The 22,369-nt window shown below is 69.6% G+C and carries 18 protein-coding genes; 8 read left to right on the top strand and 10 right to left on the bottom strand.

Going from position 1 to position 22,369, the window contains the following annotated elements; all coding sequences use genetic code 11:
* Positions 1 to 8: 8 nt before the first annotated feature.
* From rsmA to IEX05_RS00190, 4 genes are all read right to left on the bottom strand, one after another.
* Positions 9 to 863, bottom strand: coding sequence for a 16S rRNA (adenine(1518)-N(6)/adenine(1519)-N(6))-dimethyltransferase RsmA (gene rsmA / locus IEX05_RS00205; protein ID WP_188699326.1), 855 nt, complete (start codon positions 861 to 863; stop codon positions 9 to 11).
* Positions 864 to 1,076: 213 nt separating this feature from the next.
* Positions 1,077 to 1,946 (bottom strand): TatD family hydrolase, encoded by an 870-nt coding sequence (locus IEX05_RS00200; protein WP_188699325.1) that lies wholly within the window; start codon positions 1,944 to 1,946, stop codon positions 1,077 to 1,079.
* Entirely contained in the window at positions 1,943 to 3,508 is a 1,566-nt protein-coding gene (metG, locus tag IEX05_RS00195; protein WP_188699324.1) for a methionine--tRNA ligase, read from the bottom strand. Before metG ends, IEX05_RS00200 begins: the two co-directional genes overlap by 4 nt.
* A gap of 32 nt (positions 3,509 to 3,540) precedes the next feature.
* On the bottom strand, positions 3,541 to 5,418 hold the full coding sequence (locus IEX05_RS00190; protein WP_188699323.1) for a penicillin-binding transpeptidase domain-containing protein: 1,878 nt from the start codon (positions 5,416 to 5,418) through the stop codon (positions 3,541 to 3,543).
* A 64-nt stretch (positions 5,419 to 5,482) separates the two neighbouring features.
* Between IEX05_RS00190 and IEX05_RS00185 the strand changes: the two genes are divergently transcribed.
* Together IEX05_RS00185 and IEX05_RS00180 are read left to right on the top strand one after the other, a co-directional pair.
* Positions 5,483 to 5,830, top strand: a complete 348-nt coding sequence (locus IEX05_RS00185) for a PadR family transcriptional regulator (RefSeq protein ID WP_188699322.1) — start codon at positions 5,483 to 5,485, stop codon at positions 5,828 to 5,830.
* A complete protein-coding gene (locus IEX05_RS00180; protein WP_188699321.1) occupies positions 5,827 to 6,882 on the top strand; it encodes a hypothetical protein in 1,056 nt (351 codons plus the stop codon). Before IEX05_RS00185 ends, IEX05_RS00180 begins: the two co-directional genes overlap by 4 nt.
* A gap of 5 nt (positions 6,883 to 6,887) precedes the next feature.
* Here IEX05_RS00180 and IEX05_RS00175 read toward each other — a convergent pair whose 3' ends face one another.
* Positions 6,888 to 7,904, bottom strand: coding sequence for a LacI family DNA-binding transcriptional regulator (locus tag IEX05_RS00175; RefSeq protein ID WP_188699320.1), 1,017 nt, complete (start codon positions 7,902 to 7,904; stop codon positions 6,888 to 6,890).
* Between the two features lie 157 nt (positions 7,905 to 8,061).
* Between IEX05_RS00175 and IEX05_RS00170 the strand changes: the two genes are divergently transcribed.
* From IEX05_RS00170 to IEX05_RS00150, 5 genes are read left to right on the top strand one after another with little or no spacing between them, the layout of a single operon-like run.
* The gene (locus tag IEX05_RS00170) at positions 8,062 to 10,086 is read left to right on the top strand and encodes a beta-galactosidase (protein ID WP_188699319.1); all 2,025 of its coding nucleotides are present in this window, start codon (positions 8,062 to 8,064) and stop codon (positions 10,084 to 10,086) included.
* A 55-nt stretch (positions 10,087 to 10,141) separates the two neighbouring features.
* Positions 10,142 to 11,380 (top strand): sugar ABC transporter substrate-binding protein, encoded by a 1,239-nt coding sequence (locus tag IEX05_RS00165; RefSeq protein WP_114117154.1) that lies wholly within the window; start codon positions 10,142 to 10,144, stop codon positions 11,378 to 11,380.
* Positions 11,380 to 12,978 (top strand): ABC transporter permease subunit, encoded by a 1,599-nt coding sequence (locus IEX05_RS00160; RefSeq protein ID WP_188699318.1) that lies wholly within the window; start codon positions 11,380 to 11,382, stop codon positions 12,976 to 12,978. The genes IEX05_RS00165 and IEX05_RS00160 overlap by 1 nt, the downstream gene beginning before the upstream one ends.
* Positions 12,978 to 13,895: a sugar ABC transporter permease gene (locus IEX05_RS00155; RefSeq protein ID WP_188699317.1), complete on the top strand. Its 918-nt coding sequence runs from the start codon at positions 12,978 to 12,980 to the stop codon at positions 13,893 to 13,895. The genes IEX05_RS00160 and IEX05_RS00155 overlap by 1 nt, the downstream gene beginning before the upstream one ends.
* Before the next feature lie 39 nt (positions 13,896 to 13,934).
* Positions 13,935 to 15,884 carry a glycosyl hydrolase 53 family protein gene (locus IEX05_RS00150; RefSeq protein ID WP_188699316.1) on the top strand — a complete coding sequence of 650 codons (1,950 nt, stop codon included), beginning with the start codon at positions 13,935 to 13,937 and terminating at the stop codon, positions 15,882 to 15,884.
* 75 nt (positions 15,885 to 15,959) lie between these two features.
* Here IEX05_RS00150 and IEX05_RS00145 read toward each other — a convergent pair whose 3' ends face one another.
* Genes IEX05_RS00145 through IEX05_RS00130 form a run of 4 tightly spaced genes read right to left on the bottom strand, consistent with a single transcriptional unit; the run spans position 15,960 to position 20,730 of the window.
* Positions 15,960 to 17,486, bottom strand: a complete 1,527-nt coding sequence (locus tag IEX05_RS00145; protein ID WP_188699315.1) for a gluconokinase — start codon at positions 17,484 to 17,486, stop codon at positions 15,960 to 15,962.
* Between the two features lie 12 nt (positions 17,487 to 17,498).
* Positions 17,499 to 18,572 (bottom strand): L-idonate 5-dehydrogenase, encoded by a 1,074-nt coding sequence (locus IEX05_RS00140; protein ID WP_188699314.1) that lies wholly within the window; start codon positions 18,570 to 18,572, stop codon positions 17,499 to 17,501.
* A complete protein-coding gene (locus IEX05_RS00135) occupies positions 18,569 to 19,339 on the bottom strand; it encodes an SDR family oxidoreductase (protein WP_188699313.1) in 771 nt (256 codons plus the stop codon). Before IEX05_RS00135 ends, IEX05_RS00140 begins: the two co-directional genes overlap by 4 nt.
* Before the next feature lie 8 nt (positions 19,340 to 19,347).
* Positions 19,348 to 20,730 (bottom strand): GntP family permease, encoded by a 1,383-nt coding sequence (locus IEX05_RS00130; protein ID WP_188699312.1) that lies wholly within the window; start codon positions 20,728 to 20,730, stop codon positions 19,348 to 19,350.
* Positions 20,731 to 20,839: 109 nt separating this feature from the next.
* Here IEX05_RS00130 and IEX05_RS00125 point away from each other — a divergent pair, with 109 nt between their 5' ends.
* Positions 20,840 to 21,529, top strand: a complete 690-nt coding sequence (locus IEX05_RS00125) for a FadR/GntR family transcriptional regulator (protein ID WP_188699311.1) — start codon at positions 20,840 to 20,842, stop codon at positions 21,527 to 21,529.
* 11 nt (positions 21,530 to 21,540) lie between these two features.
* Here the strand turns inward: IEX05_RS00125 and rsmI are convergent, their stop codons facing one another.
* The gene (gene rsmI / locus IEX05_RS00120; protein WP_188699310.1) at positions 21,541 to 22,356 is read right to left on the bottom strand and encodes a 16S rRNA (cytidine(1402)-2'-O)-methyltransferase; all 816 of its coding nucleotides are present in this window, start codon (positions 22,354 to 22,356) and stop codon (positions 21,541 to 21,543) included.
* Positions 22,357 to 22,369 lie beyond the last annotated feature (13 nt).

Below are 22,369 nucleotides of genomic sequence, written 5' to 3'. Positions count from 1 at the left end.
TCTTCAGGCTACCGGGCTTCGCGCACCGCCTGTGCGATCCGGAAGAAGGCGTGCACGTCGAGTGCCTCGCCGCGGGCCGTCGGCTCGACGCCGGCCGCCTCGAGGATCTCGCTCGCCGCCGCGGATCCACCGAGCTCGCGCGAGAGCGCCTGGCGCAGCATCTTGCGGCGCTGCTGGAACGCGAGGTCGATGATCCGGAAGGTGTCGAGGCGATCGGCCTCGGAACCGAGAGCCTCGCCGGCGCGCTCGAAGCCGACGAGGACGCTGTCGACGTTCGGCACGGGCCAGAACACCTGGCGAGAGACGGTGCCGGCGAGGCGCCACTGGCCATACCAGGCCGCCTTCGCGCTCGGCGCACCGTAGATCTTGGATCCGGGGGCGGCCGCGAGCCGCTCACCCACCTCGGCCTGCACCATCACCACGCCGCGGCGGAGCCCCTCGAAGGTCTCCATGAAGTGCAACAGCACGGGCACCGAGACGTTGTAGGGCAGGTTCGCGACGAGCACCTCGGGGTCGCCGGGGAGCTCCGTGACGGTCAGGGCGTCGTGCTCGACGACCGTCAGCTTGCCGTCTTCGACGCCCTGCTCGGATGCCGTCTGCGCGAGCCGGGACGCCAGCCGCGGGTCGATCTCGACGGCCGTGACGCTCGCACCCGTTTCGAGGATCGCGAGCGTCAGGGATCCGAGACCCGGGCCGATCTCGACGACGCGTTCGTCGCCGGTCACACGCGCCGCGGTCACGATCTTGCGCACCGTGTTCGCGTCGACGACGAAGTTCTGACCGAGCTTCTTCGTCGGGGTGACGTCGAGTTCGGCGGCAAGGCGACGGATATCGGCGGCGCCGAGGAGGCGAACGGTGCTCATCTGGTCATCCTCTCACCCGATCCGGCGAGTTCCCTGCGGCCCGTGTCCCACTTGTGGCGGGAATGGAGGCGCCTGATGCGCACTAAGTGGGACACGGTATGGGGCGTGTCCCACTTGTGGCGGGAATGAGGGCGCCATACCCGCACCAAGTGGGACACGGTATAGGGCGTGTCCCACTTGTGGCGGGAATCCCGCCCCATCCCGCCAACGGGATCAGGCGAAAGGGCCGTAGACCTCTTGCGTGTTCGCGGCCACCTGGGCGCAGAGTTCGTCGAGGTCCGCGTCGAGCTCGGCCGCCATGAACCGCATCGTCAGCGGGACGAGGTAGGGCGCGTTGGGGCGTCCCCGGTGCGGAACCGGCGTGAGGAAGGGCGCGTCGGTTTCGACGAGGATCCGCTCCCGCGGCGTGACGCGCAGCGCGTCGCGCAGGTTCTGCGCGTTCTTGAAGGTGATGTTGCCCGCGAAGGAGAGCCAATACCCTGCCTCGGCGGCCTCGCGGGCCATCTCCGCGTCTCCCGAGAAGCAGTGGAACACGGTCTTCTCCGGGGCACCGACGCGCGCGAGCGTGTCGAGCACGTCGCGGTGGGCGTCGCGGTCGTGGATCTGCATGGCGATGCTGTGCGTCTTCGCCATGGCGATGTGCGCCTCGAACGACTCCATCTGCACGGAGTGGCCCTCCTCGCCCGTGCGGAAGTAGTCGAGCCCTGTCTCGCCGATCGCGCGCGTGCGTGGGTGCGCCGCGAGCTCGTCGATCAGGGCGAGAGCCTCGTCGAGACGCCCCTGCGCGGCGTACACGGGCGCGTCGTTCGGGTGGATCGCCACGGCGGCGAGCACGCGCGGGTCGCGCTCGGCCGCCGAGACCGCCCAGCGCGACGACTCGATGTCGCCCGACGCCTGGACGACCCCGGCGATGCCCGCGCGCTCCGCGCGGGCGAGCTGCTCGTCGAGGCCCAGCGGATCCTCACCGTCGTCGATGTCGAGGTGGCAGTGGTTGTCGTACACCGGCACCGCGAGCGGCTCGGGCTCCTCCGGGTGCGTCAGGTCCTTGCGGCCCTTCTTATCCCGTGCCTGAACGTAGGTCATTCTTCTTCGATGCGCGGGAACAACGGGGCGAGCTTCGTCGTGGCGGTGCCGGGCGCGAGGATGCCCCAGGTGCCCGCCTCGCGCAGGTTCTGCTCCGCGAGCGCACCGTCGATGCCGAGGGCGTCCCACAGCGTGGCCGTCGAGTCGGGCATGACGGGCGAGAGCAGTACCGCGAGCGCGCGGAGACCCTCGAGGCAGGTGTAGATCACGGTCTGGAGGCGCTCGCGCTGCGCGTCGTCCTTCGCGAGAACCCACGGCTCCTGCTCGGTGATGTAGCCGTTGAGCGCGTCGACGATCCGCCAGATCTCGGAGATCGCCTGGTCGATGCGGAATCGCTCGATCGCCGCGTCCGCATTCGTCGTGGCCTCGGCGACGAGCGCCTGAATCGCGAGATCGGCGTCCGTGTACTCCCCCGGCTCCGGCACGGATCCGCCGAAGTACTTCGCCGTCATAGCGATCGACCGCGACGCGAGGTTGCCGAAGCCGTTCGCGAGCTCCGCGTGATAGCGCGCGAGCATGTCCTCCCACGAGAACGAGCCGTCCTGGCCGAAGGCGATCGCGGAGAGGAAGTAGAAGCGGTACGCGTCCGAGCCGAAGGTGTCGACGAGGGTCTTCGGCGCGATGCCGGTGGCCTTCGACTTCGACATCTTCTCGCCGCCGACGAGCAGCCAGCCGTGCGCGAAGACGCCCTTCGGCACCTCGAGACCCGCGGCCATGAGCATGGCCGGCCAGATCACGGCGTGGAAGCGCAGAATGTCCTTGCCGACCACGTGGTAGCCGGGCCAGCGCCGCTGGAAGTTGGCGTCGTCCGAGCCGTAGCCGATCGCGGTCGCGTAGTTCAGCAGGGCGTCGACCCACACGTAGATCACGTGCGACTCGTCCCACGGCACGGGGATGCCCCAGTCGAACGCGCTGCGCGAGATCGACAGGTCGTTGAGCCCCTGCTGCACGAAGGCGACGACCTCGTTGCGCGCCGATTCGGGCTGCACGAAGTCGGGCTGCTCGCGGTAGAGCTCGAGCAGGCGGTCACCGAACTCGCTGAGCTTGAAGAAGTAGTTCTTCTCGTGCAGCAGCTCGAGCGGCTTCGAATGGATCGCGCAGACCTTCAGCCCCTCGAACGCGCCCGTGCCCATGACGATGTCGCTTTCGGGCTTGAACTCCTCGCAGCCCACGCAGTACAGCGCCTCGTACTCGCCGGCGTAGATGTAGCCGCGGTCGTAGATCGCCTGGATGAACGCCTTGACGCTCTCCTCGTGGCGCTCCTGCGTCGTGCGGATGAAGTCGTCATTGGCGACGCCGAGCGTGTCGAGGAGCGGGAACCACTCCTCGCTGACGAGCTTGTCGACCCACTCCTGGGGGCTCACGCCGTTCGCCGCGGCGGCGCGCATCATCTTCTGGCCGTGCTCGTCCGTGCCCGTCAGCATCCACGTGTCGTCACCGGACTGCCGGTGCCAGCGCGCGAGGGTGTCGACGGCCACCGTCGTGTACCCGTGGCCGATGTGGGGCACATCGCTCGGGTAGTAGATGGGCGTGGTGATGTAGAACGAACCGCCAGAAGTCACCCACCCAGTCTATGGGTGTGTGACTGTATGTTTCACGCCGCGGGCTCGGCCGCGAGAAGTTCCTTCACGATGGGCGCCGCGGTGTCTGACCCCGTTCCGTCCGCGACGAACACCGCGACCGCGAGGTCGCCCTGCGTCGCGATCATCCAGCCGTGGGTGGCGAGTTCGCCGTCGTCGTCGAACTCGGCGGTGCCGGTCTTCGCCGACACGGCCGGTTCGAGGCCCTTTAGCTCGGATCCGGATCCGTCGGTCACGACGGCGCGCATCAGCTCGCCGAGCGTAGACGCTTCCTCGGCCGTGAGCGGCGCCGCGCCTTCGGCGGGCGCGCTCGTCGCTGCGGGATCCGCGGATCCGTCGGCCGAGTCTTCCGGTGCCTCGCTCGCCTCGGCGGATGCCTCCGCAGTCTCGAGGACGTGCGGCGCGACGGTCGCGCCCGCCGCGACCGATGCGGCGACGGTGGCCATCGCGAACGGGCTCACGAGGATCCTCCCCTGCCCGATGAGGTCGGCGGCGTGCTCCGTGGCACTCGTCGAGTGCGGCACGGATCCCATGAACGCGCCGATGTCGCTCGTCCCAACGAGCCCGAGCGACGCGGCGGCATCCTGGAGCGCGGCATCGTCGATCCGATCCGCCTGCGCGACCATCGCGGTGTTGCAGGAGTTCGCGATGGCATCGCGCAGCGAGATCTCGCCGGTCTTCGCATCGGGGTACTCGGGGAAGTTGTGGAACTCGTAGCCGTCTACCGTCAGGGTGTCGGCGCACGTCACGACGTCGTCGGGGCTCGCGCCCGCGCGCAGCAGCGCGAGCGCCGTCACGACCTTGAACGTGGATCCGGGGGCGTACTGCCCCGAGGTGGCGTTCGCGAACACATCGGAGGACTCCGAGTTCGCCACCGCGAGGACCCCGCCCGTCGACGGCCGGATGGCGACGATCGAGGCCGTGCCGTCGACGCCCGACAGCACGCGGTCGGCGCGATTATGCAGCTCGACGTCGAGGGTCGTCGCGAGCGGCTCCGCCTTCGCGCCCTCGAACGACACGAGCTCGCGCGACTGCTCGCCCGACACCGCGTTGATGGCGATCGAGGGGGTTCCGCGAAGCTCGGCGTCCTTCGCCTTCTGCAGGCCCGACAGGCCGACGATGTCGCCCGCGGCCACGGTTCCGTCGGATTCCTCGATGATCTCGGCGGTGGCCTCGCCGACGGTGCCCAGCACATCGCGTGCGAAGGCGCGGGTCGGCGCGAGCATCATCGTCTTCTCGACGGCGTTGGCGCCGGGGATGTCGAAGAAATCGTCCGGCACGCGGCTCTGGGCATCGTCGGGACGCAGCGTGATCGCCTCGACGAAGGCCTGCTCGCCCATCTGCTCCGCGCGCGCCGCGAATTCGTCGGCATCGATGCCGAGTGCCTCCGCGATGCGCGCGGCCGAGTCGGACACCTGATCCGGCTCGACCCAGCTCTTGTCGAGGCCGTAGCTTGCGACCTCGCGTTCGGTCACGATCGTCTTCCCGCCCGCTCCCACGATGTCGGCGCGCTCGGGATAGCTCCGGGCGACCTCGATCGTCTCGCCCTCCTTTAGGCCGAGTCCGGAGAGCTCGGGCGTCTCCTCGACGTTCCATCCCTCGTCGGTCTCGGTGAGGGTGACGGGCACGCGATACGCCCACTCATTGCCGTCGATGTCCCAGTCGAAGGACAGCTCGACCGTGGCGGTTCCGTCCTTCTCCACCGGCTCGGCCGCCGTGACGGTCAGCGGGAACTCGGCGAGCGCGTCGCCCGCGAACTCGTGATTCTCGGCCGACTCGCGAAGCTCACTCACTGCCTCGGCGAGGCCGTCGTCGCCGGTGCAGGAGACGAGCATGAGGCCGCTCAGCCCCATCACGGATACGACAGCTGCGGTTCGGATCGTTGCTGACACACGCCCAGTCTGCCTCATGCCCATCGGCTTGACACATCTCTAGGTAGGTACTGTACTTAGATACATGGATGACATCCCACCACGGTGGCCGCTCCCCTGGGTGCGCGCTGCGATGGGCACTGCGGTGCTTGTCTGTCTTGAGCGGGAGGAGCTACACGGCTACGCAATCGCCGAGAAGCTCGCCGCGCACGGGTTTGGCCGACCGAAGGGCGGTTCCCTGTACCCACTTCTCGGCACGCTGGAGGAATCCGGCGCCATAGAGGCGAGATGGATCCAGGGAGAAAGGGGGCCCGGCCGCCGTTCGTATGCCATCACAGAGCTCGGGCGTTCGCGCCTTGCTGCCGAACGCGACTCTTGGGTCGGCCTGGTAGCGGCGCTCCATTCCCATCAGCAAGAAGAAGAGAATTCATGAGCGACACCCCCGTTTCCGCCGCAATCGAGGCAGTGCGCGCGGCCCGCGGCGAGGAGGCCGACGCAAAGTGGGCCGAGGCCGTCTCGTTTGACCTCGTGATGAACGACGTGCGGGAGAGCTTCATTGCGAAGGCGCTGGGCGAGGCCGCTGACCAGATCGCTCGCGCGGACGAGCCCGCTCATGACCTCTTCGGCGACGCTTCCTCATGGGCCTCGGCCCGCCGCGCGGAGTGGATCGAGGAGGGCGACGACTGGACGGACGTTGACGAACCCGCGTCGTTCAAGGGCACATTATTCACGGTGCTCTTCGCGGCCGCGGGCATCTCACTGCTCTTCGCCGTACAGACCGCTATAGCCGCCAGCTGGTCGGAAGACATCTCGCTCGCGGGGGCGATCTTCCCGACACTGTTGGGAGGAGCCGCAGTCGGTACGTACGCCCTGTTCACAGCTCTTCGCGAACGTCGGTCACAGGTCGCTGCGGTCGCGGGAACGACGGCACTGCTCATTGCCGTCGCCGGGACGCTCGCGACGGTCGCTTGGCTGGCCAACGACCTTTCCCTCGGACTCGCGAACGGGTGGTGGTACCTCGCCACGACCGTGACGCTCGCCGCCCTCGCGTTCGCCGCGCTCCAGTTCATTCCCGCGCCCCGCGGAGGCACGAATCGCACCCCGCGCGCGCCGCTCGACGATGACACGTGGCTACGCGAACTCGGCGCTGCCCTCCGCACGCGGGGCGACATCACGGATCATCGTGCGAACGAGATCGTCACCGAGGCGCGCGAACACGCGACCGACTCCGGCACGACCTTAGGAGACGAGTTCGGCACACCCCGCGCCTACGCGGCGCGCTTCGCGAAGAACGCCGTCGTGCCCGCGCGCAGGCGCGCGCTCTTCTCCGCGACGCCCGCGGCCGTCGTGCTCGGGATCCTCGCCATCGACCTCTTCGGCGGCGGTGGCTTCAGCTATTGGACGCTCGCGTGGTTCGCGGTCATCGCGCTCAACGCCGCCGTCGCGCTCGCGGCGTGGCGCTCCGCGGTGCGCGGCCGAGCCTAATCCTCCTACGCCCGCGGCGCGCTCTCGCGTACGACAAGCTCGGTGGGCAGGGTGAGGGTCTTTCCCGTTCCCCCGTCGATCACGTCGAGAAGCATCGCGACCATCTCGGAGCCGATGCGCTCCCAGGGCTGCCGCATCGTCGTGAGCGCGGGCTCAAAGTCGGCGGCGAGCCCGGAGTCGTCGAAGCCCGCGACGACGACGTCCTCCGGCACGCGCACGCCCGCACGCTGCAGTCGCTGGATCACGCCGACGGCCATGCTGTCGGAGGCCGCGAACACCGCGTCGAAGCTGCCGGGCTGAAGGCTCGCGACCGCGGCAGCGCCGCTCGCCCGACTGAAGTCGCCCACGACGACGAGCGACTCGTCGAATAGCTCGCCCATCTCGTCGCGGAAGCCCTTGAGTCGGAAGCGCCCACCGGGAGTGTCCTGCGGGCCCGCGATGTGGGCGATGCGAGTGGATCCGCCTGAGAGCAGATATCGGGTCATCTCGCGGGCGGACCCGTACTCGTCGACCGAGACGGAGGGGAACTCGTGGTCGGGGCCGAGGGGCAGGCCGACACAGACCGTCGGCACGCCCGCACCGAGAAGGCTCGACACGAAGGGGTCGCTCTCGTGCGAGGAGACGAGCATGACGCCGTCGACGTGCCCGCCCTCGACGTAGCGCAGGATGCCCTGCTTCTCGTCGGCGGTTCCAGCCGCAAGCAGCACAAGGGTCTGCCCGCGCGCGGTGAGCGCCTGGGCCGAGTAGCGCAGGAGCAGCGAGTAGGTCGGATCCTCGAAGAGGAGGTGGTGCTGCTCGGTGAGGAGGAAGGCGACCGAGTTCGACCGCCCAGTGGCGAGGCTCCGCGCGTGGTGATTCGCGGTGTACCCGGTCTGCCGAATGGCGGTCTCGACGGCCTCGCGGGCATCCTCCGACACCCATTTTCCGCCGTTGAGCACACGCGACACCGTGCCGTACGACACACCCGCGACGACCGCAACGTCGCGGATCGTCGGCTTCCGTGGCCGCTTCTCGACACTCATGAGATAGACAATAGCGCCCTTGTGCGCAAACCTGTGACCGGTTACAGTTCCGTAACAACCTCTCGCTGACGATGGTCGTCGGGGAATATCCCCCGCAGACTGTAACCGGTCACAGAGATGTGGCAGACGCACACAATACGACGGAGTAGTTCTTTCCATGACAGCGAACGCTGGCGCGCTTTCTCGAACCGCCTTCCCCCAGATCGATGGCCTTGCCTACGGCGGCGACTACAACCCCGAGCAGTGGTCGCGCGACACGTGGCGCGAGGATGTGCGCCTCATGCGAGAGGCGGGCGTCAACCTCGTCAGCGTGGGTATCTTCTCGTGGGCGCTCATCGAGGTGCGCGAGGGCGAGTTCGACTTCTCGTGGCTCGACGAGGTCCTCGGCCTGCTGCACGAGAACGGCATCTCGGTCGACCTCGGTACCCCCACCGCGTCGCCACCCGCGTGGTTCTTCGCCGCCTACCCGGAGTCGCGGGTCGAGACCGCAGAGGGCACGAAGCTCGGTTTCGGATCCCGCGGCATGGTGTCGCCGTCGGCGCCCGCCTACCGCGAGGCGATCGCCCGCATCTCGGGCGCCCTCGCGGAGCGCTACGCACGCCACCCCGCCGTCGTCATGTGGCACATCCACAACGAGTACGGCGCGCCGGTGTCGCATGACCACTCGCCGGCCTCCAACGTCGCCTTCCGCGCGTGGTTGCGCGAGCGCTATGGCTCGATCGACGCGCTCAACGACGCGTGGGGCACGGCCTTCTGGGGCCAGCACTACACCGAGTGGGACCACGTCTCGACGCCTGCCGCGACACCCACGGTGGCAAACCCCTCACAGAAACTCGACTTCCACCGCTTCAGCGACCACCAGCTGCGCCAGTGCTTCATCACCGAGCGCGACGCGATCAAACGGCATTCTGACCTGCCCGTCACGACAAACTTCATGGCGAATCAGCACGGCGGCGTCGACCTCTGGGAGTGGGCGAAGCTCGTCGACGTCGTAAGCGACGACCACTACCTCGTCGCCGCCGATCCGCACCCCGAGGTCGGTCTCGCGATCGCGGCAGATCTCACCCGTTCCGTCGCGGGCGGTGCCCCGTGGATGCTCCTGGAGCACTCCACGAGCGGCATCAACTGGCAGCCGACCGGCATCGCGAAGCGCCCCGGTGAGATGGCCCGCAATTCGCTCGCTCATGTCGCGCGCGGCGCCGACGCCGTCATGTTCTTCCAATGGCGCGCCTCCCGCAAGGGCGCCGAGAAGTTCCACTCGGCGATGCTCCCCCATGCCGGCACCGACTCGCGCATCTGGCGCGAGGTCGCGCAGCTCGGCGCCGACGTGGGCGCCCTCGCGCCTCTCAAGGGCTCCCGCGTGCGGGCCGACGTCGCGATGCTGTGGGACTACGAGTCGTTCTGGGCCCAGGACCTCGAGTGGCGCCCGGTTGACGATCTCGACCACAACGAGCGCGTTCGCGCCTTCTACGAGCGCCTCTGGCGCGACGGCTTCACGGTCGACTTCGCCCTCCCGAGCCACGATCTCTCGACGTACCCGCTCGTCGTCGTTCCTGCGCAGTACATGCTGCGCGCCGAGGACGCGGCGAACCTCAACCGCTATGTCGAGAACGGGGGCACCCTCGTGGTGTCGTACTTCTCGGGCGTCGTCGACGAGAACGACGGCGTGCACGAGGGCGGCTTCCTCTCGCCGCTGCGCGACGCGCTCGGCGTCGACGTCGAGGAGTACCTGCCGCTGCGCCGCGGCACGAGCGCGAAGGTCATCTGGGCCGACGGCTCGTCGTCCGACGCCGACCACTGGCAGGAGCACCTGCGCGTCTCCGGCGCCGAGGTCCTCGCGCGCTTCGGCGAGGGCGGCGGCAAGGACCTGCCCGCGATCACGCGCGGATCCCACGGATCCGGACACGGCTGGTACGTCGCGACCCGCATGTCGACCGACGCGCTCGCGGACGTGTTCCGCGGCGTCTACGCCGACGCGGGCCTCACGCCGCGCGACCTCGGCGAGGGCCTCGAGGTCGTGCGCCGCGAGTCTGACACCGACGCCTTCACGATCGCGATCAACCACTCCGAGACCGACCACGAGCTCGCCGTGGCGGGCGAAGACCTGCTGACGGGCGAACGCGCGGAGTCGTTCACCGTCTCGGCCGGCACCGTGCGCGCGATTCGCACGAGCCGACACTAACCACCCCACCCGCTCCCACAACCCTGCCGCAATAGCGCGGCGGAAGGAGAACCCCATGAACAAGCGGATGTTCATCACCGCGACCGCCGCCGTCGGCGCGCTCGCGCTTGCCGGCTGCAGCGCCGACGCTGAGCCGACCACGACCGAGACCACGGCGGCCGAACAGGCCGGCGGATCCGGTGCCGAGATCGTCGTCTGGACCGACGCCGAGCGCGAGGAGGCCCTGAGCGCAGCCGCCGAGGCGTTCGAGGCCGACACGGGCGCGACCGTCACGCTCGTGCAGAAGAACTTCGAAGACCTGCGCAACGACTTCATCACGCAGGTGCCGACGGGCGAGGGCCCCGACATCACCGTCGGCGCGCACGACTGGCTCGGCGCCCTCGTGACCGCGGGCGTCGTCGACACGATCGACCTCGGCGACAAGACCGACGACTTCGAGGACGTCGCGGTCGAGGCGATGACCTACGACGGACAGCTCTACGCGCTCCCCTACTCGGTCGAGACCGTCGCGCTCGTGCAGAACGCCGACCTCGTCGGCGAGGAGATCCCCGCGACCTGGGACGAGCTCGTCGAGCGCGGCCTCGAGGTCAGCGAGCGCCCGATCGCCGTCAACACCGAGGGCGAGACCGGCGACGGCTACACGATGTACGGCTTCCAGACGTCGTTCGGCGCTCCCCTGTTCACGCAGGACGAGACCGGCTCGTACTCGAGCGAGGTCGCCATGGGCGGCGAGAACGGCGAGGCCTTCGCGCAGTGGCTCAGCGACAACAGCCCGAGCGGCACCGGCTACCTGTCGACGACGATCGACTACGACATCAATAACGAGCTGTTCAACTCGGGCGAGACGCCCTTCACGATCCAGGGTCCGTGGGCGCTGTCGACGTACACCGACGTCGACAACATCGTCGTCGGCCCGATCCCGTCGGCTGGCGGCGAGACCGCCTCGCCGCTCGTCGGCGTGCAGGGCTTCTACCTGTCGTCGCAGAGCAAGAACGCCCTCCTCGCGCAGGAGTTCCTCGTGAACTACCTGTCGACGGAGGACGCGCAGCGCACCCTCTACGAGGCGGATCCGCGCATCCCCGCCCTCACGTCGCTCGCCGACGAGGTCGCCTCCGACCCGATCGTCGCGGGCTTCCTCGCCGCGAGCCAGAACGGCGTTCCCATGCCCTCGATCCCCGAGATGGGCGACGTCTGGGACCTCTGGAACGGCGCCGAGGTTCAGATCCTGAATGGCGCTGACCCCGCGAGCACGTGGAACACGATGGTCGAAGACCTCGAGGCCACCATCAACTGATGTCTACGCAGCTCTCCTCTCCCTCCCGCCCGCGCGGCACCTCGCACGCGCGTTCCTGGAGCGGCCGCGGCGCGGGCTTCCTCGTGAAGCTCCTGCTGATGGCCCTCGTGAATGCCCTCGGCATCGCCGCCATCCTCGCGGCGTGGTCGGCCGAGTCGTGGGTCATCCTCGGCGCGACGGTCGTCCTCACGATCGCGGCGGACGTCGTGTACTTCACCAAGCGGGCCCTGCCGCTGAAGTACCTCTTCCCCGGCCTGTCCTTCCTGCTCGTGTTCCAGATCTTCGTGTTCGGCTACACCGGCTACATCGCGTTCACGAACTACGGAACCGGCCACGCGGGATCGATGGAGCAGGCGGTCGACGCTGCCCTCATCCAGGATGAGAAGCGCGTCGAGGGAGCGGAGAGCTACCCCCTGACCGTCGTCGAACGATCGGGCGAGCTCGGCTTCGCGATCGTAGACGGCGACCAGGTTCGCGCCGGAACGGCGGAGGAGCCCCTCGCCGTCGTCTCCGGCGCGACCATCGGCGATAACGGCGCGCCCGCGACCGTTCCCGGGTACGACGTCGTCACCCGCGCCGACGTCCTGAGCGACACCGATCTGCAGCAGCAGGTCGTCTCGCTCCGCGTCCCCGTCTCCGACGACGCGGAGGACGGATCCATCCGCACCCGCGAGGGATCCACCGGATCCGTCTATTCCTCGAGCCTCGAGTGGGACGCCGACGCGCAGACCCTCACCGACACTTCGACGGGCCTCGTCTACGAGGCCGCCGAGGACGGCAAGTTCCGCGCGTCCGACGGATCCGAGCTCGCCGCCGGCTGGTACGTCGGCGTCGGTTTCGACAACTTCGTCCGGGCGGTCACGGATCCGGACCTGCGCGGCCCGCTCGGGCAGGTCACGCTCTGGACCTTCGCCTTCGCGATCCTCTCGGTCGCGAGCGCGTTCGGGCTCGGCCTGCTCTTCGCGCTGATCTACAACGATCCGCGGATCCGCGGCCGCGCGCTCTTCCGCACGCTGTTCATCCTCCCCTACGCCTTCCCCGCGTTCATGTCGGCGCTCCTCTGGCGCGGCATGCTCAACAGCGAGTTCGGCATCATCAACGACCTGTTCTTCTTCGGGGCGAACATCAACTGGCTCGGCGATCCATTCCTCGCGAAGGTCGCGATCCTCTGGGTCAACCTCTGGCTCAGCTACCCCTACTGGTTCCTCGTGTGCACGGGCGCGCTGCAGGCCATCCCGGAGGACACGCTCGAGGCCGCGACGATCGACGGTGCAGGGCGCTTCCGCCGCTTCCGCTCGGTGATCCTGCCGCAACTTCTCGTGTCGACCGCGCCGCTCGCCATCTCGTCGTTCGCGGTGAACTTCAACAACTTCACGCTGATCTTCATGATGACCGAGGGCGGGCCGTCGTTCGGCGGCTCGACGGCCCTTGGCCACACCGACATCCTCATCTCGGCGATCTACCGCATCTCCGGCGTGCAGGGCGGATCGGCCGACTACGGCCTCGCGAGCGCCCTGTCGATCCTCGTCTTCATCGTGATCGGCATCATCTCGGCGATCTCGCTCCGCCAGACCCGCAAACTCGAGGAGATGAACTGATGTCCACCACAACAGAACTCGTCACGACCGGCGGCCGCGGATCCCGTTCGCATAACCCACGCGGTGCCGCGCGCCGGATCCTCTGGTGGGCCGAGGTCGGCTGGAAGTACCCCGCCGCGCTCGTCGTGCTCTTCTACGCGGTGTTCCCGCTCGTCTACGTGCTCTCGGCGTCGTTCAACCCCCGCGGCAGCCTCGCCGGCTCGTCGAGCCTGTTCAGCGCCTTCTCGCTCGACAACTACGCGGCGCTCGGCGACACGCACTTCTGGACGTGGATGGGCAACACCCTCTACGTCGGCCTCGCGGCCGCCGTCGGCGCCGTCATCATGGGCGCCGCGGGCGCGTACGCGTTCAGCCGCTTCCGCTTCACGGGGCGCCGCGTGGGTCTCACGGCCCTGCTCGTGATCCAGATGTTCCCCCAGGCGATCGCGTTCGTCGCGGTGTTCCTCATGCTGCTCGCGATCGGCGAGGTCGTTCCGGCGCTCGGCATCAACTCGCGCATCGCGCTGATCTGCATCTACCTCGGCGGTGCCCTCGGCGCGAACACGTTCCTCATGTACGGGTTCTTCAACTCGATCCCGCGCGACCTCGACGAGTCGGCGAAGATCGACGGCGCGACGCACGCTCAGATCTTCTGGCGCATCATCATGCCGCTCGTCACGCCGATCCTCGCGGTCGTCGGCCTGCTGGCGTTCATCTCGTCGTTCGGCGACTTCATCCTCGCGAAGATCGTCCTAACGAGCGAGGAGAACTGGACGCTCGCCGTCGGCATGTACCAGTGGGTCTCGAACCAGCTCACGAGCCGCTGGGGCCTCTTCGCCGCGGGCGCCGTACTCGCGTCGATCCCCGTGCTCGCCCTGTTCCTGTCGCTGCAGCGCTACATCGTCGGCGGCCTCACCGCGGGATCCGTCAAGGGCTGATCCCTCCCCTCCCCTCCCCACCCGCACGAAGGAGTGCCCATGTCACCTCGCCCGATCGTCGCGATCGCCGCCGGTGCCGCCCTTGTGGCGGCGCTGGCCGCGCCCGCCGCGGCCGACACCGCCCCGGATCCGATCACCGTTCCCGCGGTCGACGGCCTCGACGACGGCTTCATGCTCGGCGCCGACGTCTCGTCGGCCCTCTCGCTCGAGGAGTCGGGCGTCGTCTTCCGCGACGACGACGGATCCCCCGCCGACCTTTTCGAGGTGCTCGCGGATCACGGCGTCTCCGACGTGCGGATCCGTGTCTGGAACGACCCGTTCGACGCGGCCGGCAACGGCTACGGCGGCGGAAACGTCGACGTCGACCGGGCCCTGGAAATCGGCAAGCGCGCCGACGCCGCCGGCCTCGGCGTCGTCGTCGACTTCCACTATTCCGACTTCTGGGCCGACCCCGGCAAGCAGCACGCCCCGAAGGCGTGGGAGGGGTACACGGTCGATGAGACCGCGAGCGCGGTGCACGACTTCACCGCCGACGCCCTGACGCGCTTCGCAGGCGCCGGCATCGACGTCACGATGGTGCAGGTCGGCAACGAGACCAACAACGGCGTCGCCGGCGTCTCGGGCTGGGACGACATGGCCGAGGTGTTCCAGGCCGGATCCGCCGCCGTGCGCGAGACGGCCCCCGACGCGCTCGTCGCGTTGCACTTCACCAACCCCGAGACCGCGGGGCGCTATGACGCCGCGGCGGCGGCCCTCGACGCGCGCGGCGTCGACTACGACGTTTTCGCCTCGTCGTACTACCCGTATTGGCACGGCAGCCTCGAGAACCTCACCACGGTGCTCTCGCGCGTCGCCGACACGTACGACAAGAAGGTCGCCGTCGTCGAGACCTCGTGGGTACACACGCTCGACGACGCCGACGGGCACGAAAACACCATCACCGAGGCGGCCGGGGCGACGGCCTTCCCCATCAGCGCCCAGGGCCAGGCGACCGCGTTCCGCGAGGTCGTGCAGGCCGTCGCGAACGTCGGCGACGCCGGCGTCGGCGTCTTCAGCTGGGAGCCCGCGTGGCTGCCCGTCGGCTCCCCCGACGAGCTCGAGGCCAACCAGCAGAAGTGGGAGCAGTACGGATCTGGCTGGGCGGCGAGCTACGCGGCCGAGTACGACCCCGACGACGCCGGCCGCTGGTACGGCGGATCCGCCGTCGACAACGAGGCGCTCTTCTCCGCCGATGGCACCCCGCTCCCCTCGCTGCGCATCTTCGAGTACGTGCGCACGGGCGCGACCGGACCGGTCGTCGTCACCGAGATCCAGCGTGTTTCCCTCACGGTCAACGAGGGCGACAAGGTCTCGCTCCCCTCGCACCTCCGCGTGACGTACAGCGACGGCACGGTCGCCGAGGAGGCCGTCTCGTGGGACGCTCCGGGCTCGTGCCCGCTCGGCGCGCACACCGTCGACGGCACGACCGAGGCCGGCCACACTGTCACGGCCACCGTCACGGTGCGCGAGCGCTCCTACCTCCCGGGCGGCGGTTTCGAGGGCGACGGCGCGGGCCTCTGGTCGCTCGCCGGCACCGGCGGATCCATCGGCTGGCAGGCCGACGCCGTCGAGGGCGAGAACGCCCTGCACGTCTGGAACGACGCCGACTTCGCCGGATCCGCGTCGCAGACCGTCTCGGGCCTCGAGCCCGGCCGCTACGCCGCGATTGCGACGAGCCAGGGCGCGATCGGGGAGGCCGACGCCGTGACGCTCACGGTGACGGCCACACCGACGCACCTGCCACCGCAGGCATCCGACCGCGCCCGCGCCGCGCAGACCCGCGCGGCCGACGCTCCGCTCGAGTTCGATGGGTGGCGGGCATACGCAACCGCCCAGACGCCCGCGGTGCAGGTCAAGAAGGGCGCCGACGTCACGGTCGAGATCTCGTGGAACCTCACGGCCGAGTCGTGGGGCACGATCGACGACGTGCGACTGATCCGCGTCGGCTAGATCGCACGCAAAAGGCGGGGCGCACTGCGCCCCGCCTTTTGCTCTACCGTCAGTCGCGTCGCTCTGCGTCTGCGGTCAGACGCGCGACAGCGGCAGCCGGCTGCCGATCTCCTGCAGCTTCGTGTTGGCCGGGAGGAGCGCCGTGTAGAGCTGCTCGAACACCGGGAGCAGCTCCTCGTAGACCGCGGCGTCGTCGCTCCCGGGCTCGGTGACGCCCTCGACGGGCGACATCTCGGCGGCGACGTCGATCGACTCGATCATGCCGAGCGCCTGCATGCCGAGGAGCGCGGCGCCGAAGCCGGATCCTTCGGTCGACGCCGGGAAAGCGATCTCGGATCCGAAGGCGCTCGCGAGCGTCTGCCGCCAGATCTCGTGCTTCATGACTCCGCCCGTGGCGCGAATCTCGTCGATCTCCAGATCGGCCTGCGCCAGCGACTGCTTGACGAGCGCGAGCTGCAGCGCGACCCCCTCGACGGCGGCGCGCACGAGGTGCTCGCGGCGGTGGGCGCGGGTCAGGCCCACGTAGGCGCCGCGGGCGACGCCGCCCCAGCGCGGCGCCCGCTCGCCTAGGAGGTACGGCAGCATGAGCAGGCCGCCGGATCCGGCGGGCACCGTCATCGCCTCGTCGAGAAGCTGAGCGGTCGACAGCTCGGCGTCGCCCGAGGCGAGTTCACTGCGCACCCAGTCGAGCACGATGCCGCCGTTGTTGATGGCCCCGCCGATGACCCAGCGGTCCTCCGTGAGCGCGTAGCAGAACACGCCCCCCTGCGGGTCGACGACGGGACGGTCGACGGCGACACGCAGCGCGCCGCTCGTGCCGACGGAGCAGGCGGCGACGCCGTGCCGCACGGCGCCGACTCCGAGGTTCGCGAGCGGGCCATCGCCCGCGCCGGCGACCACCGGCGTCGACTCGGGAAGGCCGACGGCGGAGGCGGTATCCGCCGTCAGCCGCGGCACGACGTGCGTCGTCGGAACGAGCTGCGGCAGCCTGTCGGGCGCGATCCCCGCGAGCGACAGCGCCTCGTCGTCCCACGCGAGCCGGTGGATGTCCATGAGGCCGGAGGCGGAGGCGAGCGAGTGATCGGTGACCATCTCGCCCGTGAGCCGCCACATCACCCAGTCCTTGATGCCGACCCAGTGCGCGGCGGTGCGGTGCAGGTCCTCCTCATGCGTGCGGAACCAGATCAGCTTCACAAGCGGCGACATCGGGTGGACGGGCGTGCCGGTTCGGCGATGCAGGGCAAGACCCGTACCGTCGGCGCGGAGCGCCTCGGCCTCGGCGGCGGCGCGCGTGTCGGCCCAGGTGATCACGGGAGTCAGCGGCTCGTTGTCGGCGTCGAGCGCCATCAAGCTGTGCATCGCGCTCGAGAAGCTCAGGCCGCGCACGCGATCCGCGCCCACCTCGGCGACGACCTCGCCGAGGCCGCGCAGGACCGCGTCGAGGATCCGATGCGGATCCTGTTCCGCGCGTCCCGGCGCGGGCTCGTCGAGCGGGTACCCGTGCGACGCCTCCGCGACGGAGCTGCCGTCGATGCGATACGCCACGACCTTCGTCGAGGTGGTGCCGAGATCGATGCCGATGACGACGTCGGGTGTGCTCATGAGGGTCAGTCCTTACTGGTCGAGCGTGCTCGTGGCGGATGCTGCGGCGGAGCCGCCGCGGAGCTGCGATGCGTCGGACGCGTCGAACGCGACGACGACCTTGCCGGAGACGGCGCCGTCGCGCGCGAGCTCGAAGGCCGCGCGCACGTCGGCGACCGGGATCGCGTGCGTCACGACCGACGTCACATCGGGCCGTGCAGCGAGGATCTCGATCGCCTCGTCGATCTCACCATTGAAGCGGAACGCGCCGCGCAGGTCGATCTCCTTGGAGATGAGCGGCGCGAGGTTGATGCCACGAGGTTCATTCGGAACCATGCCGACCTGCACGATCACGCCGCGACGGCGCGTCGCGACGGCCGCGGCGCTGATCGCGGCGGGCGCGCCGGAGCATTCGAGGACGACATCGAACGCCTCGGCGGGGAGTTCGTCCGTGCCCGCGCGGACGGCGGCATCGGCTCCGAGCGCAAGGGCCCTCTCGAGGGGCTGCGCCAGGACGTCGGTCACGGTGACGTGGGCGGCCCCACGGGCCTGCGCGGCGATGACCGCGAGGAGGCCGATCGGGCCGGCACCGGAGACGAGAACGCGCGCGCCCGTCAGGTCGCCCGCACGCGTGGCGCCGTGCAGCGCCACGCCGAGCGGCTCGGCGAGCGCGGCGAGGTCCATGTCTATCCCGGCGGGAAGGGAGCGCACCATGTCGCGCTCGACGACGATGAGGTCGGCCATCGCGCCCTGCGTGTGCGGCCACGTCGCGGCACTGCCGAGATACGAGCCTCCGGGCCAGAGGTGCGGCTGGCCTTCCGTGCCCGGCACCTCCCGCCCGAACCGTGCGGGGTGCACGGTCACGGGCGTACCCGGCGCGAGCTCGCCGGACGGATCCGCGTCGACGGTGCCGGACAACTCGTGGCCCGGGATGAGCGGCTCGCGAACAACGTATTCGCCGTTCGCGCCGTGGAAGTAGTAGTGCAGGTCGGAACCGCAGATCCCGACGCGCGCGAGGCGGATCCGCACCTGTCCCACCGCGGGCTGGGGCTCGGGTGCCTCGCGGACGGCGATCTGCTCGCGCCCGTCGATGAAGACGGCCCTCATACGACGGCCGTCATTCCGCCGTCGACCACGAGGTTGTGGCCGGAGACGAAGCTCGAGGCGTCCGAGGCGAGGAAGATGAGCGCGCCGCGAAGCTCGCTCGGGTCGCCCCAGCGCTGCGCGGGCGTGCGCGCCGTGAGCCAGGCGTCGAACTCGGGATCCTCGACGAGCGCGCGGTTCATCTCGGTCGCGAAGTAGCCGGGCGAAATGGCGTTGACCTGCACGTTGTAGCGCGCGAGGTCGGCCGCCATGCCCTGCGTCAGCATGGCGACCCCGCCCTTCGACGCCGAGTACGGCGCGATCGTCTGGCGGGCGAGCTTCGACTGGACCGAGGCGATGTTGATGACCTTGCCGGAGCCCCGCTCGACCATGCCCGGGGTGACGCTCCGCGACACGTAGAACATGCTCGACAGGTTGCTCGCGATCACGGCGTCCCAGTCGTCCGCGGCGTACTCGTGGATCGGTGCGCGGCGCTGCAGGCCGGCGTTGTTCACGAGGATGTCGGGGACGCCCTGCTCGGCGATGAGGGATCCGATCCCCGCGGCGACCTCCTCGGCGTTCGTCACGTCTAAGCGCACGGCGCCGGGCCGCACCCCGGTGGCGGCTTCGATGTCATCGGCCGTGTCGTCGAGCGCGCGGGCGTCGCGGCCGTGCAGCACGACGCGCGCGCCGGCGCCCGCGAGCGCAAGCGCGAGCTCGCGGCCGAGGCCCCGCGAGGAGCCGGTGACGAGGGCCAGACGCCCCGAGATGTCGAAGAGATCGGATCCCATCGTTCCTCCTAGAAGATCGCGTAGACGACGAGCACGATCGCGAAGCCGACGAGCGACTCGATCGCCTGCTGCACGGTCCACGTCTTGAGCGTCGTCTTCACGTCCATGTTCATGAGCTTGCCGACGAGCCAGAAGCCGGAGTCGTTGACGTGGCTTCCGAACACGCTGCCGGCCGCGGTCGCGAGCGTGATCGCCGCGATGTCGATCGCGCTGAAGCTCCCCGCCGCGACGGCGGGGGCCATCAGGCCGGCGGTCGTGACGAGCGCGACGGTCGCGGATCCCTGCGCGAGGCGCAGGAGCACGGCGATGACGTAGGCGGCGAAGATGACGGGCAGGCCGAGGTCGGAGAGCACGTCCGCAAGGGCGTCGCCGATTCCGGAGGCGCGCAGGACGCCGCCGAACATGCCGCCTGCTCCGGTGATGAGGATCACGGAGGCGACGGTGCCGAGCGTGCCGTCGACGAGCTTCTCGAGCGCGGACCCGGTCTCGCCGCGGAACTTGCCGAGGACGAGCATCGCGATGATCACCGAGATCAGGAGCGCGACGGGCGCCGTGCCGATCATCGACAGCGCCTGCACCCAGGTGGCGTCGCGGTCGACGACGCCGATCGAGCCGAGGGCGTTGAGGCCCGTGTTGAACAGGATCAGAACGATTGGGATGAGCAGGATCGCGATCACAACGCCGGGCTTCGGCGGATTCTGCGGCTGGTCGTCGTCGGGCGTGCCGAAGAGGGCGGGGACGGGCAGCGGAATGCGGTTGCTGATGAAACGACCCCAGAGCTGACCCGACAGGTACCAGGTCGGCAGGACGACGACGATGCCGACGAGCAGCACGATGCCGAGGTTCGCGCCGTAGAGCTCGGTCGCCGAGACGGGGCCGGGGTGCGGCGGCAGGAACACGTGCATGACGGAGAACGCCGCGGCGCCCGTAATTCCGTACAGCAGGAGGTTGTTGCCGCCGAGGCGACGGGCCACGGCGAAGATGATCGGCAGCATCACGACGAGGCCGGCGTCGAAGAAGATCGGGAAACCGAGGATGAGCGAGGTCACACCGAGGGCGAAGGCGGCGCGCTTCTCGCCAAAGATCCGCACCATCATGTCGGCGATGGCGCGCGCCCCGCCGGAGGACTCGATGAGCTTGCCGAGCACGGCCCCGAGGCCGATCAGGAGGGCGACGGATCCGAGCGTCCCGCCGAAGTCGCTCGTCAGCTGCGTGACGATCGCTCCGAGCGGGAGACCCGTCGCGATCGCCGTCAGCAGCGACACGATGATCAGGGTCAGGAATGCGTGAACGCGCAGCTTGATCACGAGGAACAGGATGAGTGCGATCGCGACGACGGCGATCGTGAGCAACGGGCCAGCGCCGAGCGTCTGGGTCCATTCTTCTGTCATGGCTTCTCCGTTGAAGAGGTCGATGCGCCGCGGGCGCGGCGTCGTGAGCCTAAAAGTACTACTAATGCAACTGGTAAAGTAACACTAATACCGTTCGAGGGGAAGCACGATGCCCGCAGTGCACGGCGACATCACCGACCACCTCGGCGCGCGCATTGCGTCGGGCGAGCTCCCCACGGGAGCGGTCCTGACGCTCGCCCGCCTCGAGGACGAGTATGGCGCGTCGCGCACCGTCGTGCGAGAGGCCGTCCGGGTTCTCGAGTCGATGGGGCTTGTCGAGAGCCGCCGCCGCGTCGGCATCACGGTGCGCCCCCGCGAGGAATGGGACGCGTTCGCGCCGCAGCTGATCCGGTGGAACCTGCAGGGCTCCCTCCGGCAGCAACAGCTCGAGTCGCTCATGGAAGTTCGCGTCGCCGTCGAGCCGACGGCCGCCCGGCTCGCCGCCGTCCGCGCGACGCCGACCCAGCGCGCTGAGCTTCGGCGCCTCGCCGGGCGGCTCTACGAACTCGGTACCGCGGGCCTCGGCGCCAGCGACGAGTTCCACGCCGTCGACGTCGAATTCCACGCGCTTCTCCTCCGCTCGTCGGGGAACCCGCAGCTCTCCGCGCTCTGCGAACCCATTCGCGAGGTGCTCGAGGGGCGGGCGCGGCTCGGAATGACGCCCGCGGTGCCCGCCGACGGCACCCTCGAGCTGCACGTCGAGGTCGCCGAGGCGATCGCCCGCTCGGCCGCGCGGGAGGCCGAGACGCACTCCCGCGCCCACATGATGATCGTGTGGACCGAGATCCACGCCGAGTAGGCGCGACCGGATCAGCGGGCCGCGAGCGCGGCCTCGTACAGCTCGCGGGACGAGACCCTCGCGACCGCCGCGACATCGCGGGCGGCATCCTTGAGCCGCGCGCCGTCCGCAACGAGCGCCTGCACCCGCGCGAGGGCGTCGTCAATCGAGAGTCCGGTCGGCGCCGCACCCTCGACGACGAGGACGACCTCCCCGCGCACCCCACCGGCGGCCCACGCCGCGAGCTCCGCGAGAGGGCCGCGCACCACCTGCTCGTACATCTTCGTCAGCTCCCGGCACACGGCCGCACGCCGGTCGTCGCCGAACGCGACCGCCATGTCGCGCAGGGTCTGTTCCGTTCGGGTCGGCGCCTCGAAGAACACCAGGGTGCGTGCGTCGCGCGCGAGCGCGCCGAACGCCTTCGCGCGCTCCCCCGACTTGCGCGGCACGAAGCCCTCGAAGGCGAAGCGATCGGTCGGCAGGCCGGAGATGGCGAGCGCCGTGAGCACCGCGCTCGGCCCCGGGATCGCCGTGACCTCGACACCCGCCGCGACGGCTGCCGCGACGAGACCGTAGCCGGGATCGCTCACGGTCGGCATGCCCGCATCGCTCAGCACGACCAGGTCCTCCGTGCGGGCGAGCTCCACGAGCTCCGCCGACACCTTCTTCTCGTTGTGGTCGTGCATCGGCACGAGGCGGGGGCGGTTCGCGATGCCGAGCGCCGCGAGCAGCTTCTGCGTCGTGCGGGTGTCTTCCGCCGCGATCGTCGTCGCCGAGGAGAGGACCTCGATCAGCCGCCGCGACGCGTCGCCGAGATTTCCGATCGGGGTGCCCGCGAGGATGATCATGCGTTCCAGAATA

This window comes from Microbacterium nanhaiense (genome assembly GCF_014646015.1).
GTDB lineage: Bacteria > Actinomycetota > Actinomycetes > Actinomycetales > Microbacteriaceae > Microbacterium > Microbacterium nanhaiense.
This window is presented reverse-complemented; position numbering and strand designations above follow the sequence as displayed.